Annotated in this window: 16 protein-coding genes; 4 read left to right on the forward strand and 12 right to left on the reverse strand. The window is 49.9% G+C overall.

Annotation, left to right across the window (positions count from 1 at the left end; all coding sequences use genetic code 11):
- Positions 1 to 149 precede the first annotated feature (149 nt).
- The 5 genes from PHH59_RS04035 to PHH59_RS04055 all read right to left on the reverse strand — a co-directional run bounded on the left by PHH59_RS04035 (position 150) and on the right by PHH59_RS04055 (position 3608).
- Positions 150 to 575: a desulfoferrodoxin family protein gene (locus PHH59_RS04035; protein ID WP_300011613.1), complete on the reverse strand. Its 426-nt coding sequence runs from the start codon at positions 573 to 575 to the stop codon at positions 150 to 152.
- Positions 576 to 690: 115 nt separating this feature from the next.
- Entirely contained in the window at positions 691 to 1473 is a 783-nt protein-coding gene (locus PHH59_RS04040; RefSeq protein ID WP_300011616.1) for a hypothetical protein, read from the reverse strand.
- A gap of 20 nt (positions 1474 to 1493) precedes the next feature.
- Entirely contained in the window at positions 1494 to 1919 is a 426-nt protein-coding gene (locus tag PHH59_RS04045) for a YqaA family protein (protein ID WP_300011619.1), read from the reverse strand.
- A gap of 81 nt (positions 1920 to 2000) precedes the next feature.
- Positions 2001 to 2915, reverse strand: a complete 915-nt coding sequence (locus tag PHH59_RS04050) for a copper oxidase (protein WP_300011622.1) — start codon at positions 2913 to 2915, stop codon at positions 2001 to 2003.
- Positions 2916 to 3017: 102 nt separating this feature from the next.
- A complete protein-coding gene (locus PHH59_RS04055; protein ID WP_300011625.1) occupies positions 3018 to 3608 on the reverse strand; it encodes a hypothetical protein in 591 nt (196 codons plus the stop codon).
- A gap of 277 nt (positions 3609 to 3885) precedes the next feature.
- Here PHH59_RS04055 and pgi point away from each other — a divergent pair, with 277 nt between their 5' ends.
- A complete protein-coding gene (pgi, locus tag PHH59_RS04060; RefSeq protein WP_300011628.1) occupies positions 3886 to 5523 on the forward strand; it encodes a glucose-6-phosphate isomerase in 1638 nt (545 codons plus the stop codon).
- Positions 5524 to 5560: 37 nt separating this feature from the next.
- On the opposite strand, the gene tadA is transcribed toward pgi, so the two are convergent.
- From tadA to PHH59_RS04095, 7 genes are all read right to left on the reverse strand, one after another.
- The gene (tadA, locus tag PHH59_RS04065; RefSeq protein WP_300011631.1) at positions 5561 to 6064 is read right to left on the reverse strand and encodes a tRNA adenosine(34) deaminase TadA; all 504 of its coding nucleotides are present in this window, start codon (positions 6062 to 6064) and stop codon (positions 5561 to 5563) included.
- 192 nt (positions 6065 to 6256) lie between these two features.
- Positions 6257 to 7840, reverse strand: a complete 1584-nt coding sequence (guaA, locus tag PHH59_RS04070) for a glutamine-hydrolyzing GMP synthase (protein ID WP_300011634.1) — start codon at positions 7838 to 7840, stop codon at positions 6257 to 6259.
- Positions 7841 to 7999: 159 nt separating this feature from the next.
- On the reverse strand, positions 8000 to 8395 hold the full coding sequence (locus PHH59_RS04075) for a glycine zipper family protein (protein ID WP_300011637.1): 396 nt from the start codon (positions 8393 to 8395) through the stop codon (positions 8000 to 8002).
- Between the two features lie 393 nt (positions 8396 to 8788).
- The gene (locus PHH59_RS04080; RefSeq protein ID WP_300011639.1) at positions 8789 to 9517 is read right to left on the reverse strand and encodes a DUF2914 domain-containing protein; all 729 of its coding nucleotides are present in this window, start codon (positions 9515 to 9517) and stop codon (positions 8789 to 8791) included.
- A 47-nt stretch (positions 9518 to 9564) separates the two neighbouring features.
- Positions 9565 to 10365 (reverse strand): indole-3-glycerol phosphate synthase TrpC, encoded by an 801-nt coding sequence (gene trpC / locus PHH59_RS04085; protein WP_300011642.1) that lies wholly within the window; start codon positions 10363 to 10365, stop codon positions 9565 to 9567.
- A gap of 58 nt (positions 10366 to 10423) precedes the next feature.
- Positions 10424 to 11455 (reverse strand): anthranilate phosphoribosyltransferase, encoded by a 1032-nt coding sequence (trpD, locus tag PHH59_RS04090; RefSeq protein WP_300011645.1) that lies wholly within the window; start codon positions 11453 to 11455, stop codon positions 10424 to 10426.
- Positions 11456 to 11467: 12 nt separating this feature from the next.
- Complete coding sequence (locus PHH59_RS04095) at positions 11468 to 11944, reverse strand: hypothetical protein (protein WP_300011648.1); 477 nt, start codon at positions 11942 to 11944, stop codon at positions 11468 to 11470.
- A 226-nt stretch (positions 11945 to 12170) separates the two neighbouring features.
- Between PHH59_RS04095 and guaB the strand changes: the two genes are divergently transcribed.
- The 3 genes from guaB (at position 12171) to PHH59_RS04110 (ending at position 17445) form a co-directional block, all read left to right on the forward strand.
- Positions 12171 to 13634, forward strand: a complete 1464-nt coding sequence (gene guaB / locus PHH59_RS04100; RefSeq protein WP_300011651.1) for an IMP dehydrogenase — start codon at positions 12171 to 12173, stop codon at positions 13632 to 13634.
- 497 nt (positions 13635 to 14131) lie between these two features.
- On the forward strand, positions 14132 to 15604 hold the full coding sequence (locus PHH59_RS04105; protein WP_300011654.1) for an NADH-quinone oxidoreductase subunit M: 1473 nt from the start codon (positions 14132 to 14134) through the stop codon (positions 15602 to 15604).
- Between the two features lie 8 nt (positions 15605 to 15612).
- The gene (locus PHH59_RS04110) at positions 15613 to 17445 is read left to right on the forward strand and encodes a putative inorganic carbon transporter subunit DabA (protein ID WP_300011657.1); all 1833 of its coding nucleotides are present in this window, start codon (positions 15613 to 15615) and stop codon (positions 17443 to 17445) included.
- Positions 17446 to 17877: the final 432 nt, after the last annotated feature.

A 17877-nucleotide genomic window follows, 5' to 3' on the forward strand; every position in this document is an offset into this window, starting at 1 on the left:
CGCACCAGCCCGTCAGACCAGTCAGGTTTTGATACCCTCCGGGGCACAAGAAACCTGACAGGTCTTGATCCGCGAATTTATTCCATGCTCATTTCTTAGTTGCCAATTGTTGTGCTGGGAGACGCATGGGAAAGTCGTGTAAGAACGGGTTAAACTTCTACCGAACTCAACCACAAGTCGTGTTTGTTGCATAAACTCAACGCATACAAGGTGCCGCTATAGCTGTCGAGTGTAAATGTAGATATGGGGGCTTTGTCTTCCATAGGGTTGAACATTTTTTCGGCGATGAATTGATGGTTTTTATCTAACAACACATGTTTGACGATGTAATGTTCGTAGCCTTTCATTTCATGGGCGGTGACGACTTTAACAACCACTTTACCATCGGCTTTGCCCACTTCAATGTTTGGCAAATGCGTTGCAGCTTTACCGCTCCAGCGGCCAGACGATTCTTTGGTGTAATAAATGTCCGCAGTGGCAACGGTTTGGCTGCTTTCGGCTTGTGCCATTGTTGGTGCAATCAGGCTGGTTGCCAGACCTGTTGCGCTTAATTGGATAAAATCACGACGTTTCATAGTGCTCCTCGTTTATTGGTAATTGCGTCATTGGCTTGCCACTTAAGCGGCGACGTGTTTAGCCACGCCCGTATCCTAGCTTAAGCAGGCATCGGAATTGCTTTTTTGTGCCGGTTTAATCATTGGCACCTTGATAAACATTTTTTCGGAGTTTTTGTGATTTGACATAGCCTCGCACCGTAGCAGCGAACCCCATGACCCAGGGAGATCCGCCGATGGCGACGGCATCGACCAGACAATACCACGCTGCGACACCGCTAGGCGGGTTGCCCTGGGGCAGGTGCAGGACAGGGTCGATAGCCGCCCATTTCCAGGTACCGGCCGCCGTGCCAATCAGCTCCAGCCAAGTGGTGATAAAAAACGCCGCCAAATAGACCATAGGCGAGCGGCCTTTAAACAAGTAGGCCAAAAATACGGCAAACAACAATGCGCCAACATAGTCGCCTTGTGCAGGTATGCCGCTGACACCCCATAATGACCACAACCCGCAAACAAGCACCACAAAAGCGGCAATTTGTCTGGCATAAGCTAAAAAGAATCCTGAACGCGCCAATGCGACCGCAGTTAAATAGACCATGCCGTGACCAGGTGGTACATAAGCCGGCACATTGCCAAAGCGGTAGGTGTAGCCGCCCATGTAAGGGGAGGCGAAATGTTCGCCGATGGTGGCAAACATCACGGCGATCAAGACTTGCACCCTGACGTCTTTACTTTCGCCCAGCAACAGGCCGGTCAAAAACACCCAACCACAAACGCCCAAGGCATTTTGCTTTGCCATATCGGCGTTGGCATCGCTTATCAAACAAACGGCGACGCAAAAAAAGGTAAATGCCGCGATGAAATAATCTCTTTTTTTGTGGAGATAATCTGAATTTATTTCAGGAAAATGCCGTAGCACAAGCACCTCATTTCTTATTATTAATTAAAAACCCAGGCTATTGCGGCATATCTGCCCAGTTTACCCAACATGATCATTAAACAGGCGGGCCAAAAAGACAGTCTTAACCAGCCACCAGCAAAACAAAGGGCATCACCCAAAACCGGTAGCCACGAAAACAAAAGTATCCACACGCCCGCTTTTCTGATGATAACCAGGGCTTTTTGTTGGTTTGCCGGTAAAAGTCCAGCAACAGAAACTTTTGTAGCCGCCAACGCACCTAATCCCCATGTCGTCATTGCCCCTAGGGTATTGCCCAGTGTTGCAACTATGAGCAATTGTCCAATCGGGTAATGCCTTTGGTTGACCAGTAAAGCCAAAACGACCTCGGAACCGCCAGGTGCGACGGTTGATGAAATAAAGGCGCTGATAAACAATCCTGACAATCCGGCAATGCTTTCCTGCATCAATAAAACTCCCTCTGGGCCTGACCATCGTTTCCATAGAAAAACCTGTGTTTGAAAACACAGGTTTTTTATCCTTCAGCTTTATGACTTTGGCAACATTTTGTTTTTACCACTTAAAATCAGTTTTAACAGGGAAGAGCAAAGCTTGGTTACACGATCAATTGCCAAAGCCAGCCATTCGAAAATGGTGGCAATAATTTCTGATGCGCTCATGCCTTTAAACTTACGAGCTAAAAACGGTGCGGCTACTAAGCCCAAGGCCAAACCGATAACCGTCATACCAGTAAAAAAACCTTCCTGTTGCGGCGGAAGCGTTTTTGTCACCGATTTGGCTGCTGCCAATGCCACAACCGGTGTTTGGGCGGCTATTTTCGCTTCTGCTTCAGCCGTGGCAATTAATTCGGGTAAGCTGACTTTATAATCATCGACCACAACATTGGCGGTAACGCCCGGAATACTTGGCAAATCTCCGTCGCCTTCTCCTACCTTGAGCTGGGCTTTCATGCCTTTTTCCATGTGCTGGGCAATATCGCAATGGACAAGATAAGTTTTATCTCCCGGAGGTAAAATCAAGGTGCCGGATATTTTTGCAGGCCCTGATATTTCCAGATGGAACATGCCCTTAGGATATAGATATTTGGGCAGGCCATGCATCATCCATTGATGGCGGATTTTGTCTTCATTGACAAAATGAACAGTCAGTTTAGTACAAGGTTTGAAGCGGAATTCTTGGGTGTCAAAAGCAAACATCCGTCCAGGAAACTTTTCGGCATATTTATGGCCCGCGTGGACAGTAATTTCCTTGGTTTCAGAAATGCTATCGCAACCGCCGGGCAGGACATCGGCATTTTGCCCCATGACCATTCCACCTGCCATGTCCATCAAGTGCCCATCACCGTGGTTCATGAGTATGCCATCATGTTCCATATAATCCACTGCTACCACAGGTGCAGAAAAAACAACTGCCAGCAGACCCACCGATAAGAACTTCACCATTCTTTGCCTCCTCATTTGGTTAAAACCAATCGGCTAAAGCAGGACTGGCTGAACATTTCGCGGACGATATGTTCAGCCAGCCACTCTTAGCCAAGTTATCGACTATTTTTTAATTGCTGCAATGGCATTGTCAATTGTCTTTTTAAACCCTGCATGGGAAAGATAGAACACATATAAACCAGCGAATACAAAGAATACATACAACAAGATATTGCTTTTGCCAATTGCCGGGCCTGTACCCGCTTTAAAGCTCATGTGGGCATCCAATCTTTCGCCTTGGTCAGGTACCAGGGTGATGTGGATTAAATATTTACCGGCTTCGGGAACGCCATTTGGCAATTCAAGATTGACCGAGCCGGCTTTATGTTTTGCCGCTGGCAGGAAGAATACGCGGGTGCCTTCCGGCTCCTTGGTGACTTCAAATTCTATTGTCATGTTTCTATAGCGCATGTCCTGATAATCGAACACTAATTGGGTTCTGGTGTTGTAGCCTGGCAGACTGCCGCAAAATTCTTGGGCTGAATAGGCTACGGGCTGATAAGCCGTATAATGGATCCAATGCGATGGCTCCAGTTCGAATTTACATTGATCCGTATCTGTACCGGCGGCGCCACCGTGGGCCCATAAAGAAGCGGAAAAAAACAATCCCAACAGAAACCAACAAGCTTTTCTAAAAATATGTGCGGTTTTCATAATACCTTCCCGTCTTGATAAATAATAATTATTATATAAACATTAATTGCCCTTTTTAAGGTGTGGGCCAACCGGAAACAACCTTTCTTCGCCATAGATTGACTGATAGCAATTGTCAACTCTAGCATATCAAGCCCACCAAATAAAGGTCTCAATGAAAGCAAGCTTACCACTAAATATAGCATTAGCAAATTCTCATACTATTACTGTTCTATTGCTATACTTTCTGTCATTTCGTAGACTTAAGCCATTATCACAATAACGGAGCCTCCCCAACATGTCATCTTTGACTACTTCAAAAGCGTGGACTGCATTGCAAGACCATTACCATCAGATTAAAAATTTTGCCTTACGCGACGCTTTTGAACAGGATCCCCAACGCCACGCCAAATTATCACTGACTTTCAACGACATTCTGTTCGATTACTCAAAAAACCGAATTACCGAAGCGACCTTGCCCTTATTAATAGAGCTGGCAAAAGAGGTGAAGCTTGAAGAAAAAATCGAAGCCATGTTTTCAGGTGCCATGATCAACACCACTGAACAACGTGCGGTTTTGCATACCGCCTTACGCAACCGCAGCAATAAACCTGTTTATGTTGACGGCAAAGACGTGATGCCGGACATCAATCGGGTGTTGGCCAAAATGCGCATGTTTTGCGATTCAGTGCGTTCCGGTAATTGGAAAGGTTACACTGGCAAGGCCATTACCGACGTGGTCAATATCGGCATAGGCGGCTCCGGCCTGGGTCCGAAAATGGTGTCTATGGCCTTGACTCCTTACAGCACAGAGGCTTTAAAAGTCCATTATGTTTCAAATGTTGATCAAACCGATGTTGTTGAAAAACTGAAGCCGCTCAATCCTGAAACCACCTTGTTCATTATTGCTTCGAAAATATTCAACACCCAAGAAACCATGATGAACGCCAAATCCGCGAAAAACTGGTTTCTGGCGAAAGCACAAGACCCTAACGCCGTCGCCAAGCACTTCGTCGCCATTTCCACCCATGCGGAAAATGTTGCCGCCTTCGGCATCGATACCGACAACATGTTTGAATTCTGGGATTGGGTCGGCGGACGATTCTCGTTGTGGTCAGCCGTGGGTTTGTCCATCGCCTTGTACATTGGCATGGACAATTTCGAAGAGTTGCTGCAAGGCGCACATGAGGTGGATGGACATTTCCGCTCCACGCCGTTTGAAAAAAATATCCCCGTCATCATGGCCTTATTAGGCGTTTGGTATAACAACTTTTTCGACGCTGATTCCCACGCTTTACTGCCGTATGACCAGTCCATGCGCTATTTTGCCGATTATTTCCAGCAAGGCGATATGGAAAGCAACGGCAAAAGCATCACCATGACAGGTGAAAAAGTCAACTACAGCACCGGCCCGATTATCTGGGGCCAGCCCGGCACGAACGGGCAACATGCGTTTTTCCAGCTTATCCACCAAGGCACCAAACTGATACCCTGTGATTTTCTGGTTGCCGCCAACAGCCATTATAATTTGCCGGAACACCACGATATTCTGGTTTCCAACTTCCTTGCCCAACCGGAAGCGTTGATGAAAGGCCGGACGCTTGAAGAGGTCAAACAGGAATTGACACCTGCCGAATGTGAAGACCCTGTCTTGGTTGCGTCCAAAGTCTTTGAAGGCAACAAACCCTCGAATTCATTTTTGTGCAAAAAAATGACCCCGAAAACATTAGGTTCATTGTTAGCATTTTATGAGCATAAGATTTTTGTCCAAGGCGTGATTTGGAATATCAACTCGTTTGACCAAATGGGCGTGGAATTGGGTAAAGTGTTGGCGAAAGTCATTTTGCCGGAATTGCAAAATGACGAAGTCATCAGCAGCCATGACAGTTCCACCAATGGGTTGATTAATGCCTATAAACGTTTGAAATCTTCGTAATTGACCCGGAACTGGCGCATTGCCGAAATGTTATGCGTCAGCGTCTGGCCCGAAAAAAATCCCGCAATAATTCCCCGCAAGCCTCCTCCAGCACCCCGCCATGCCATTCCACGCTATGGTTTAAAAATGGCGCATCCGTTAAATGCAAGGCATGGCAGACCGCCCCGCGTTTCGGATCAAACGCGCCAAACACCAGCCGTTTAACCCGCGCATGACTGATCGCGCCCATGCACATCACGCAGGGTTCCAGCGTGACGTACAAGCTTGCGTCAATGAGCCGGTAGTTTTGTAAAGACAACCCTGCCTGGCGCAGGGCGATGATTTCCGCGTGGGCGGTGGGGTCGTGATTGGCTATCGGCATGTTCCAGCCTTCGGCGATGCAACGGTCATTTTTGACAACAAGTGCGCCAACCGGCACTTCACCTTGGGCTTCGGCGCGTTGTGCCAAGCGGATGGCGTGACGCATCCAGGCTTCGTCAGCCAATACGGTTTGCCGGTCTACAGGGTCATCAGAATGAGGGTTACATGTCAAGTTACGCATGATTTTTTTGTCCACGAACGGCGCGAACAGCACGAAAAAGCAGGGCAAAGGTAGTTGGATGGGGCTTATCCGACATTTACCTATCCCTGGACGGGCAGTCGTGCTTCAGGCCCAACAACCCCGCCATCGCTCTGATCGTAGAACCCCCGTGTCGTTTCAAAATCAATTTTTCGTGCTTTTCGTGGACACCTTTTATTCCCATTCAATCGTCGCAGGCGGTTTGCCGGAAATGTCGTAAGTGACACGGGAAATGCCCGCCACTTCGTTGATGATGCGGCGGGAAATCAAATCCAAAAACTCGTAAGGCAGATGCGCCCAACGGGCGGTCATAAAATCAATGGTTTCGACAGCGCGGATGGCGATGACATAATCGTACCGCCGCCCATCGCCCATGACACCGACAGATTTGACGGGCAGGAACACGGCAAATGCCTGGCTGACTTTATCGTACAAATCATGACGGTACAGCTCTTCGATAAAAATTGCATCGGCAAGTCTTAACAAATCAGCGTATTCCTTTTTGACTTCACCTAAAATCCGCACGCCCAAACCAGGGCCGGGGAAGGGGTGGCGGAACACCATTTCGGCGGGCAGGCCCAATTCCAAACCAATTTTGCGCACTTCGTCCTTAAACAATTCACGCAATGGCTCGACCAGTTTCAATGTCATATTGTCCGGCAAACCGCCGACATTATGGTGGGATTTGATCAAATGCGCCTTGCCGCTTTTCGCGCCCGCCGATTCAATTACGTCAGGATAAATCGTGCCTTGTGCCAGCCAACGGGCATCGGTCAGTTTGGCGGCTTCTTGGTCGAAAATTTCGATGAACAAGTTACCGATGATTTTGCGTTTTTGCTCCGGGTCGCAGACACCCGCCAAGGCCGCCAAATAGCGCGCTTCGGCATTGACGCGGATGACTTTCACGCCCAGATGTTCGGCAAACACGACCATGACCTGGTCGCCTTCGTGCAGGCGCAACAGCCCGGTATCGACAAACACGCAAGTCAATTGAGTGCCAATCGCTTTGTGTAACAAGGCCGCGACAACGGACGAATCGACGCCGCCCGACAAACCTAAAATCACATGGTCGCTACCGACTTTGGTACGCACGGTCTGGATGCTGCCTTCAATGATGTGGCCTGCCGTCCATAACGCTTCGCAGCCGCAAATGTCCAAGACAAAACGCGACAAGATACGTCCGCCTTGTTGGGTGTGCGTCACTTCGGGATGGAATTGCAGGGCGTAAAAACGGTTGGTTTCGTCGGCGATACCGGCAATCGGCGCACCCTCGGAACTGGCGATGAGCATGAATCCTTCGGGGAGAACCGTCACGCGGTCGCCGTGGCTCATCCAGACATCCAGCAAGCCATAGCCTTCGGGCGACAAATGGTCTTCAATACCGTTCAGTAATTTGGAATGCCCACGGGCGCGGATTTGCGCGTAGCCAAATTCGCGGTGGCTGGAGCTTTCGACTTTGCCGCCCAGTTGTTCCGCCATCGTCTGCATTCCGTAGCATATCCCCAGCACGGGTACGCCCAGTTCAAACACGATCTGCGGGACGCGGGGCGTGTCATTGCTGGTGACGGTTTCCGGCCCACCGGAGAGGATGATGCCGTTGGGCGCGAAATTTTGCACTTCGTCGGCAGGGCATTCGCAGGAATAAATTTCGCAATAAACGCCAATTTCGCGGATGCGGCGGGCGATGAGCTGCGTATATTGGGAGCCAAAATCCAGGATCAGGATTTTGTGTGCGTGGATGTCGGTTGTTTGCGTCACGGTTGCACTCGGTTCGATGGGTGTGGTTTGTCCAAAAATAAAAAGGGGTTCACAAAGAACCCCTCGAATCAATCTATCATATCGTTACCGCTTTAACATTCCAAGGCCAAGAAAATGGCTTTTTTGAAAATTAACGGCTCGATATTGAACAAGGCAAGATTAACGGATGACATGGTGTCCACGTCCGCTCATGCAGTTGTTATAAGCATTTTTATAGCGTTCTTCGGCTGTAAAGCCCTGTTTGGCTGCGCCACCCAAACCGCCAGCCGCCGCACCTATCGCAGCACCCATGCCCGGATTGCCGGTGAATGCACCGACCACGGCCCCGCTAGCACCGCCGACTAAGCCACCTACGCCGGCACCGATAGCCGTTTCTTTTGCCGTGCCACCTGAGGCTTGCGAGGCCAGTTGTTTGCATTCCGCCATATCCTGGTTAATACGGAAGGCATTAGGGTCATTATAGCTATCAACGGTAGGCGTCCATCCCGTTTGGCTCGCACATCCAGAAAGCGCCAATATTCCTACAACAGCCAGCTTGATCGATAATTTTTTCATGTAAATTTCCTTTATTGTTAATGTAACAGGCATTCCAGTTTATTTAAGGCATTCTGAATCAATCCTGAATTTCAGTTTATCTAACATACACCCTAAAACTAAAAATCTTGGGACGTAATTATACTTAGGATTTGGCTAAAAATAACTTCCCGGAACCATTCTTGAAACCCTAGACCTGACAGGTTTCAAAAACCTGTCAGGTCTTAATATCGGGAAGTTATTAATGGTCAAACCCTTAACAGGTTCAATCATGTTTTTGGTTTTTGGAGCGCGGTCATCTTGACCGCAACTGGCGGGCAGGATGCCCGCGCTCCCCCCAGTTTGCAACGTCCCACTAAAAACCGAAAACTTGACCGCTTGAAGTATACCTAACAGGTTCAATCATGTTTTGGCTTATTCTTGTTCTGTGATGAGTTCCAAATATTTTTCATCCAACAAATTGCCGTGGTCATCAACCAGCCTGACCGTCCAGTTGCCGCCGGCTTGCCCATCCAACGTGCGATGCGTGGTCACGCGCCAACGGTCGGCACTGACTAGTAGCGGCTCTTTGGCGACCTGGATGCCATCACGCAGCCATTCATGGTAAAGGGTTTTTCCGTTCATCCCCCTCAACTCAGTGAAATAATACACCGTGACCGGCTTGTCAGGTTTTACGCGTAAGGCCTGGGGTGCTTCATTGGCCGGCTCCTTATTTAGGACCCGCATGGTCAGCAAGGCCCGGCGTACCCGTGGTGATTCTTTTGATGACGGTGCAACTTGAGAAATACCAACCTGTTTGTTGATGCTTAACGGTTCCTTTTCGTTGCTCATTCTGGAATCGACAGGCGCGGCATTATGGTTTTCAGGGCTTGCCACGGCTTGCGTTTTAGCAGGGCTTGCCACCGAAGTTTGCGAAATGCCCCCACTCTCCCTAGCTTTGGCAACAACGGCAACCGGTTTTCCATCGCCTCCGCTAAAAATATAAACCAGCAACACTAGCAAACCAAGCAACAGCCCTGCCGCCAAGCCAATTCGCCGGACATTCCAAACCGTTATGACTTGGGCGGTCGGCTGTGATCCGTCACCTGCCTTTGTAGCAGTCGGATACTTAACTTTAATCACCAGATTTCTTTTCTCAGCCATAACGATCACTCAAAGTCGGTTTAACTAGCAATAGCCTGTTTATTTTTTTACAGCATAAACAATTCACGCATTTTTTGGCCAGGACTGTCCGCACGCATAAATGCCTCGCCAACCAAAAAACTGTAAATGCCGTTGTCCAGCATCAACCTGACATCTTCCGGCGTATGGATACCGCTTTCGGTGATGATGATGCGTCCCGCCGGGACTTGTGCCTGTAAATCCAGAGTCGTTTGCAAAGCCGTATCAAATGTACGCAAATTTCGGTTATTGATGCCCAGCAACGGGGTGTCCAAGACCAGGGCGCGGGCCAGTTCTTCGGTATTATGCACTTCCACTAGCACATCCATGCTTAATTGCTTGGCGATAGCTTCCAGTTCGTGCATCAGGCTATCTTCCAACGCGGCGACAATCAGCAAGATGCAGTCGGCCCCTAAAGCACGGGCTTCGTAGATTTGGTAAGGATCGACCATAAAATCTTTCCTCAGTACGGGTAGCGGGCAACGTTCCCTAACCATTTGCAGATACACTTCGGAACCTTGGAAAAATTCCTTATCGGTCAATACCGACAAACACGTCGCGCCATTCATCGCATAATCTTGGGCGATGCTGACGGGTTCAAAGTTTTCGCGGATCACGCCTTTGCTAGGAGAGGCTTTTTTGATTTCGGCAATAATTGCCGCTTGTTTGGCGGCGACTTTTCTTTGCAAAGCCTCGGCAAAACCGCGCGGCTTAGTGACGGTTTCGGCAATGTCTTCCAGGTTGGCAATCGACCTTGATTGTTTGCGCTTGGCGACTTCGAGCGTTTTTTGGTCAAGGATTTTTTGTAAAATATCAGGGGGATTGGTCATATTGCAGTCAACAAATGGCGGTGGTTATGGGGATTGGGTGGCGGCATCATTGCAACAGTCAAGCACCCGGCGCAGTGAACTGTTGGCTAAATTCAATCAAGGCGGTCATTTTGCCACGGGCAGCGCCGCTGGCTATGGCTTGCCGCGCCTTTGCCACGCCGGTTGCAATTGAATCGGCGAGATTGGCTGCGTACAGGGCGGCCCCTGCGTTCAGCAAGACAATATCCCGTGCCGCCCCAGGCTGGTCGTCCAGCACACTTTTAACCATAGCCAAACTGGATGCCGCATCGGTGACGGCCAATCCGGCAAGGCTGGCCCGTTCCAAGCCGAATTGTTCCGGGGTGAGCGTGTAGGTGAAAATTTGACCATCGCGTAATTCGGCAACACTTGATGCCGAGGCAATGCTGAGTTCATCCAAACCATCATCGGCATGGACGACCAAAACATGCCGGCTACCGAGTTTTTTCAACACTTCCGCCAAGGGCACCAGCCATTCTTTGCCAAACACGCCGATTAACTGGTTGGGCGCGGCGGCTGGATTAACCAGCGGCCCCAGGACATTAAACAGCGTCCTAACGCCCATTTCTTTGCGTACCTGGCGGGTATGCCTCATCGCGCCGTGATGGTTGGGCGCGAACAAGAAGCCTACGCCTAGGTTATTGACGCATGAGGCGACTTGCGCGGCGGTCAAGTTGAGGTTGACCCCCGCCGCTTCCAGCACGTCGGCACTGCCACAAGTGCTGGAGACCGAGCGGTTGCCGTGTTTGGCGACTTGCCCGCCCGCCGCCGCGACGACAAACGCGCAAGTCGTGGAAATATTGAAGGTGTTGGCGCCATCGCCGCCGGTACCGCAGGTGTCGATAACATGTTCGCCGTTGACCGTGATTTTGTCCGCTAATTCGCGCATCACTTCGGCGGCGGCGGTGATTTCATCAACACTTTCGCCCTTGCAACGTAAAGCGACCAAAAAACCACCTAGTTGTGCGTCGGTGGCTTTGCCTGCCATGATCTCGCGCATCACGCCGCGCATGGCTTCAAGACAGAGGTCTTGCCGCTCCAATACCGCTTGTAGCGCGTTTCTAATGTCCATCGTGCCTATTAATTAAGGCGCGGCCGCAGGTGCTGGGTGCGAGAAATTTGGCTCTTTGGGCGGTACGTTTTCTTGCAAACAATGGTAGGCGGCGTTTTCGTATTTGATTCGTAAGGATTGCGGGTTTTCATGTTCATCCAAAAACTTTTCCGCTTCTTGCGCGGTTAGGTCTTTCATCAAAAACGTGGCGATACAGGTGCAGGGACGTTCAAAACGCTTTTTGTCTTCATCTTTATTGTCCGAGTTTTTTGTTTCCCGCTCAACACATTGCGCCGCAAATACTTGCTCAAATTTTTGCTTTTCATTCTCAGTGACTTTAGCCTCGCCGGAATGGTCAAACGGGTTGGGGTTATGGGTGGGTTTGCTTTTAGTTGCCACCGGTTTTTCTTTCTTATCTGAATTATCTGAACAGCCACTGACCGACAAGGCCAAGACACCACACACCATCGCTGCAAAAATAATTTTTGAGGTCAATTGTAAAGTTTTCATAAGGTTTGGACGCATGAATAATGTTAAGAAGACGCACAGTTTGCTTATATTCCAAGCCTGTGGCTTATGCAGGAAAGTTTCAGACTTTATCATTTTATTCAACGGCATTCTACTTTCTTGCATGTCCTCGGACGGCTCATGACCGTAAGTCCATCATTTAAGGTTACTAAATACTCAGGCTCACCGTATAATAGAGAGTTATTTTATTGCCTGTAAGGTGTGGTTTATGCAAATTATTCAGGAAGCCCTCACGTTTGATGATGTTTTATTGGTCCCTGCACACTCTACCGTGTTGCCGCGCGACGTAGAACTAAAAACCCAACTGACCCGTGGAATCACGCTCAATATTCCGCTAGTTTCCGCCGCTATGGACACGGTGACTGAAGCGCGGCTCGCCATCGCCATCGCCCAGGAAGGCGGGATCGGCATTATTCACAAAAATATGACTATCGAGCAACAGGCGCGTGAAGTCCGTCATGTCAAAAAATATGAAAGCGGCGTCATTAAAGACCCGATCACGGTATCGCCCGACACCAGCATCCGTGATGTCATTAATTTGACCCGCGCCAAAAATATTTCCGGCGTACCGGTTGTCATTGGCGACGAATTGGTCGGCATTGTCACCAGCCGCGATTTACGCTTTGAGACCCGCTTTGATGAAGCCGTCTCTAAAGTGATGACGCCCAAGGAACGCTTGATTACCGTCAGTGAACACGCCGACCCTAAAGAAGCCGTGGCTTTGCTGCATGAACACCGCATTGAAAAAGTGCTGGTCATCGACGATGCGTTTCACTTGCGGGGCATGATTACCGTCAAAGACATCCAAAAAGCCAAAGATTACCCGCAAGCTTGCAAAGACAGCCAGGAACGTCTGCGCGTCGGCGCGGCAGTCGGCACCGGCCCGGACACGAACGAGAGGGTTGGCGCGTTGGTTGCTGCGGGGGTCGATGTCATTATTGTCGATACCGCCCACGGGCATTCGCAAGGCGTATTGGATAAAGTCCGGTGGGTCAAACAGAACTACCCTGGTGTGCAAGTGATCGGTGGCAATATCGCCACTGCGTCCGCCGCGTTGGCACTGGTCGAGGCCGGTGCGGATGGCGTTAAAGTCGGCATCGGCCCTGGTTCGATCTGCACTACGCGCATCATTGCGGGGGTCGGTGTGCCACAAATCACCGCCGTCAGCGATGTTGCCGACGCGCTGAAAGGCACGGGCGTGCCACTGATTGCCGATGGCGGTATCCGCTATTCGGGGGACGTTGCCAAAGCCTTGGCGGCAGGGGCATACTCGGTGATGCTGGGCAGTTTGTTTGCCGGTACGGAAGAAGCGCCAGGTGAAGTGGAGTTGTTCCAGGGGCGTTCCTACAAATCTTACCGGGGCATGGGTTCATTGGGTGCTATGTCACAACAGCAAGGTTCCAGTGACCGTTATTTCCAGGAATCCAATGCGGTCGAAAAATTGGTGCCGGAAGGCATTGAAGGCCGTGTGCCGTACAAAGGCAGTTTGCTGGCGGTCATCCATCAATTGCTGGGCGGCATCCGGGCCAGCATGGGTTATACGGGTAGCAGCAACATCCAGATCATGCACGAAAAAGCCCAGTTTGTGCGTGTGACCAGTGCCGGAATGCGCGAAAGCCATGTCCATGATGTCACGATCACCAAAGAAGCGCCTAACTACCGGACGGAATAATTTCCTCGGGATTGTTAAGACCGATTGCCTTCACGCAAACTGTTTGGCAATGAATTAATGGCTTTGCTCGCCCAATAACCAACCGGCCGCCAATGTGTATGCCCCTAATTTATTGTAAGTGGCGGGCTATTAAGATAATGTACTTAAGAATAGGCATGAAATAACTTGAACATTTGATTTCCCTCACCCTAGCCCTCTCCCGGTGGGAGAGGGAACAAGTTGTCGATGTTATTTCATGCCCGTTCCTTAGGTGGTTTTCGATAAAGAACATACCATCAAAAATACTTTTTCGTAGAAAAACTAAAGTCCACGAAAATCACGAAAAAGATAACTTGGAGACGTTTTTTTCGTGTTTTTTGTGTCGCCTAATGCGCCTACTGTTGGCTTTCGTGGACAGATTTTTTGGTAAATTCATTGCAGGAAATCGCCTTAGCTTGACGAAAACCCTCCTGCCTTCATACATCGGCTGACCATATCAGACTTAAGGGTACAACATCATGGGGATGCTCAGCCTATTGCTCTGGACTCCGGCTATTGGCAGCTTGCTGCTGATATGGATTCCCGGACAAAATATCAGCCAAGTGCGTCTGGTTGCCAACCTGTCCACAACGGCAACCTTATTGCTCAGTGCTTGGCTGCTTAGCCAATATGCCCCCCATGACCCCGCCTTGCAATTCACCGAGTTTTTTGCCATCAACCCGGCTTTGGGCAGTGCTTATTCACTGGGTGTTGATGGTTTGTCCATGCCCTTGCTAATGCTTTGCACCTTGCTTTCATCAGCCGCCATGTTGGCTTCGCTAAACCTGGGCATACATGCCAAAGCCTTTCATCTCTGCTTGCTGGTTTTGGAATTCGGTATGCTGGGCGTATTGCTCGCCCAAGATTGGGTGTTGTTTTATATTTTTTGGGAAATCAGTTTAATTCCGCTGTTCTTTTTGATTGGTCGTTGGGGCGGCAACCGTAGCCATGCCGCCAGCCTCAATTTTGTCTTCTACGCGCTAGTAGGCTCCGTGTCCATGTTGATCAGTTTGCTGGCCCTTAGCCAGTACCATCTTGAACATAGCGGTTCGTTAATGACATCGATCCAGAACTCGGCGAAAGCGATGCCAGTCCAGCAACAAGTTTGGGTGCTGCTGGGCTTTTTGCTTGGTTTTGGCATCAAATTGCCGATTTTCCCTTTACACGGCTGGCTACCGCTGGCGTTTGTCAAAGCTCCAGTGGCGGTCAGTTTGTTATTGTCAGGCGTGTTATTCAAAATGGCGGCTTATGGCTTGCTCAGGGTCTTGGTCATCCTGCCGGACGCGGCGCATATCCTGCAACCCTTGCTGGTGTTGCTGGCACTGACCGGTATGTTGTATGGCTGCTTGCTGGCTTGGCGGCAAAGCCATCTGAAAGCCATGATCGCTTATGCTTCCATCAGCCAAATGGGAGTGGTGCTTTTGGGCATCAGCAACCTGAATCAAGCGGGCATTCAGAGTGCGGTACTGCAAATGACCGCCCACAGCTTGACTGCCGGGGCGTTGTTGTTGTTGACCGAGCAACTGTACCAACGCACCCATAGCCGCTTAGTCCAAGATTATGGCGGCCTGATACCCTTGATGCCGCGCTGGTCTGGCCTGATGATTATCAGCCTGTTCGCCGCAATGAATTTGCCAGGGACTATCGGTTTTATTGCCGAATTGCAAACCCTGGCGGCTTTTTATCCGCAATGGGGATGGCTATGGGTTTTTATCGCATTTAGCCTATTGATTACCGCCGCTTACCTCATCCGCACCCTTAGCCTGTTGTTTATTGGCGAAATTCCACCGCCCCGCCAAGCACTGGAGGATTCGCGTCCGTTAGAAGCGCTGGTGGCGGGGATCATGGTCACGGCTATCGTGGCCTTGGGCTTGTTACCTGAATCATTGCTTGATTTGTCAGCCAGCACGATTTCGCACCTGCATCATTTGCTCAATCCCCTGGCTTTATAGGTTCAAGCATGTCCATACCTGCCGAAAAACTCGCCTTCTTCCGCTCCCAGGTTATTGGGATTGTCGATGGTTTGGTCAACGACCCGTCCTGGCGGAATAGTCAGGCATTGCCCGTTTCTGAAGGGCATTGCCGCCAACTTTATCAGCAAGGACGGATTAACGATGCCAATTTGTCCGCCGCATTCGATGAGCTTGCCGATTTACAGGCAAAACAGCCCGTTTGTAGTATTGGTGGTAGCATTGGTGGCCGCATCATCACCCGTGGGGATATTTACCGTATCGCCCTGTTGTTTGATATGTCCGCCGTCAACGCTGGCCCGTTGGCCTGGTGGCGTGATGAAATGTCCGCCTTCAGCAAAATGCAGCCCGATTTGCCTGATCCTGTGCGCCAAAAGTTACTCGCAGATGCCAAGGAGTCCGATGTTATACAGGATTTGTGGATGGCGTTGCTTGGCATCCTGGATTTGCCTGATGATGCGTCTGAGTACATCGCGCCTAGCATGTCTGGCTCAAATACGGAGCCAGAAAACACGGGTTTGGGTTGCGCCCCTTTTAATTTGAGGAACGTAGCCGCAACGGATCTGCCAAAAAGCTGGCTGGATGGCAACGATGTCCATAACGCGCTCAGACACCTAGCGGGTGCAGAACTTGACCGCCTATTGGCGTTGTTGGGCGTAACGCTTAGCCTGCGGGATTTGCTGCGATCCTTAAGCGGCGTTGATATTCTCGAGGCGATCAACCAGCAATTGCAGCGCATTGATGGGCTACAGGTGGATGCCGGGGTTTCCGCATGGTCTACCGCCGCACATCAAAACCCCGGTTTATATGGATTATGGCGTACATTGGCAGGTCATGATGCCGGTCTTTTTTTACATCAACTCCCTGATTGGCAAAATATAATCACCGAATTGCCTGAAGATGCGGTATCGACAATCATCCTGCAACTGCAACGCTTTGATATTCCACCTAGCCAATGGCAAGCGTATTTGCACCGCTTGGCCTTGGAATCACCCCATTGGCTACAAGCCCACCATCCATCCCGCCACGCGCCAACACCGGCACTGGCTGATTTGCTGGCAATACGCCTGACGCTGGACAGGCTCTGGCTGAACCAGGTTTGTCATGAGCTGTGGAAAATCGAAGCCAAAATCAGCTCCTTGCAAGCGTATTTCCGTAAAAATTTATCCGAATTCTGGGTACGCCTACAGCTTTATCAGGGCAATTTGCCGGAACATCTCACCCAGCAAGCCGAAGCCCTGATCATCCGCTCAGGCTCCGAACGCCAGTGCCGGACAGACTGGCAACATCTGGCGGATATGGCATTGTTAGTTCAGTTCCAGCCATGCACCCAGCCCACTCGGCAAAGCCAGGAAAATAACAGCGGTTGGCGATTGTTCCGGCTGTTCCAACATTTAGGATGTGATGCCGGACATGTCCAAACTTTAGACAAAACGGACTTACATGCGCTACTATCCGTGCTGGATGGTTTTAATTTGACAGAACGCCAAAAGATTTGGCGTCATGCCGTGTGGCATCATGATCAGGAAGCGACGCTTGCAAGCAGCCATAGCGAACAGGAAACGACTGGGGCAAAGTCTGGAGTAAAGCCTCTATTCGGCTTGCTTGATCGTGGTGAAAATCCTACGGATGCAAGCGGGCGGCTTGCGCATCCTGCGAGCCATCGTTTCAATCTGGACAATAGGTTTGGGGACAGTTTACGCGGCTCCCTTTTGTTGGCTTATCTGTGGGTTTTCATCAGTGCGCCGTTGCTGCTAGGCAATATCCTAATCAAAACTTTCTTGCCGCAACTGCATCGCCGGCTGCATTCAACAAGCAATTGAGCCATTCTATCTTTAGGTTAGCTTAGGTGATTTTAGAAGCAACAATCTAAAACAATCTAGGCTCTATATGGGTTTCAGGGTCTTTTGTCCATTAATCAATATAGCGACCATAAATACATCCGTCATTCCGGCAGGGATTGCCGGAATCCAGTTCACAGGGAGGTGAACGGTTACAATTATGCCCAAAAATAGATATTCGACTATTTTTAAACGCTTGTTGTGACACAGATGCCATCCCTAGCATCTGGATTCCGGCAATCCCTGCCGGAATGACGCATATTTTGGAGGTTGCCATGCTTATTGACAGTTTAGCTTACGCCTTTAGTAAAAAGACCCCAAAACCCATATAGAGCCACAATCTAAATAGTAGTCCGCCTGAAAATCCAATGACTTGTCAAACACCTCTTTTGCCCTATATCGTAAGGTCAGCGT

It is taken from the genome of Methylovulum sp. (assembly GCF_028687615.1).
Classification (GTDB): Bacteria; Pseudomonadota; Gammaproteobacteria; order Methylococcales; family Methylomonadaceae; genus Methylovulum.

Bases quoted from the DNA above. Each gene is read 5' to 3' on its own strand.
- PHH59_RS04035 (WP_300011613.1), bottom strand. From the start codon at position 575: ATGAAACGTCGTGATTTTATCCAATTAAGCGCAACAGGTCTGGCAACC.
- PHH59_RS04045 (WP_300011619.1), bottom strand. From the start codon at position 1,919: ATGCAGGAAAGCATTGCCGGATTGTCAGGATTGTTTATCAGCGCCTTT.
- PHH59_RS04050 (WP_300011622.1), bottom strand. From the start codon at position 2,915: ATGGTGAAGTTCTTATCGGTGGGTCTGCTGGCAGTTGTTTTTTCTGCA.
- PHH59_RS04055 (WP_300011625.1), bottom strand. From the start codon at position 3,608: ATGAAAACCGCACATATTTTTAGAAAAGCTTGTTGGTTTCTGTTGGGA.
- pgi (WP_300011628.1), top strand. From the start codon at position 3,886: ATGTCATCTTTGACTACTTCAAAAGCGTGGACTGCATTGCAAGACCAT.
- tadA (WP_300011631.1), bottom strand. From the start codon at position 6,064: ATGCGTAACTTGACATGTAACCCTCATTCTGATGACCCTGTAGACCGG.
- PHH59_RS04075 (WP_300011637.1), bottom strand. From the start codon at position 8,395: ATGAAAAAATTATCGATCAAGCTGGCTGTTGTAGGAATATTGGCGCTT.
- PHH59_RS04080 (WP_300011639.1), bottom strand. From the start codon at position 9,517: ATGGCTGAGAAAAGAAATCTGGTGATTAAAGTTAAGTATCCGACTGCT.
- trpC (WP_300011642.1), bottom strand. From the start codon at position 10,365: ATGACCAATCCCCCTGATATTTTACAAAAAATCCTTGACCAAAAAACG.
- trpD (WP_300011645.1), bottom strand. From the start codon at position 11,455: ATGGACATTAGAAACGCGCTACAAGCGGTATTGGAGCGGCAAGACCTC.
- PHH59_RS04095 (WP_300011648.1), bottom strand. From the start codon at position 11,944: ATGAAAACTTTACAATTGACCTCAAAAATTATTTTTGCAGCGATGGTG.
- guaB (WP_300011651.1), top strand. From the start codon at position 12,171: ATGCAAATTATTCAGGAAGCCCTCACGTTTGATGATGTTTTATTGGTC.
- PHH59_RS04105 (WP_300011654.1), top strand. From the start codon at position 14,132: ATGGGGATGCTCAGCCTATTGCTCTGGACTCCGGCTATTGGCAGCTTG.
- PHH59_RS04110 (WP_300011657.1), top strand. From the start codon at position 15,613: ATGTCCATACCTGCCGAAAAACTCGCCTTCTTCCGCTCCCAGGTTATT.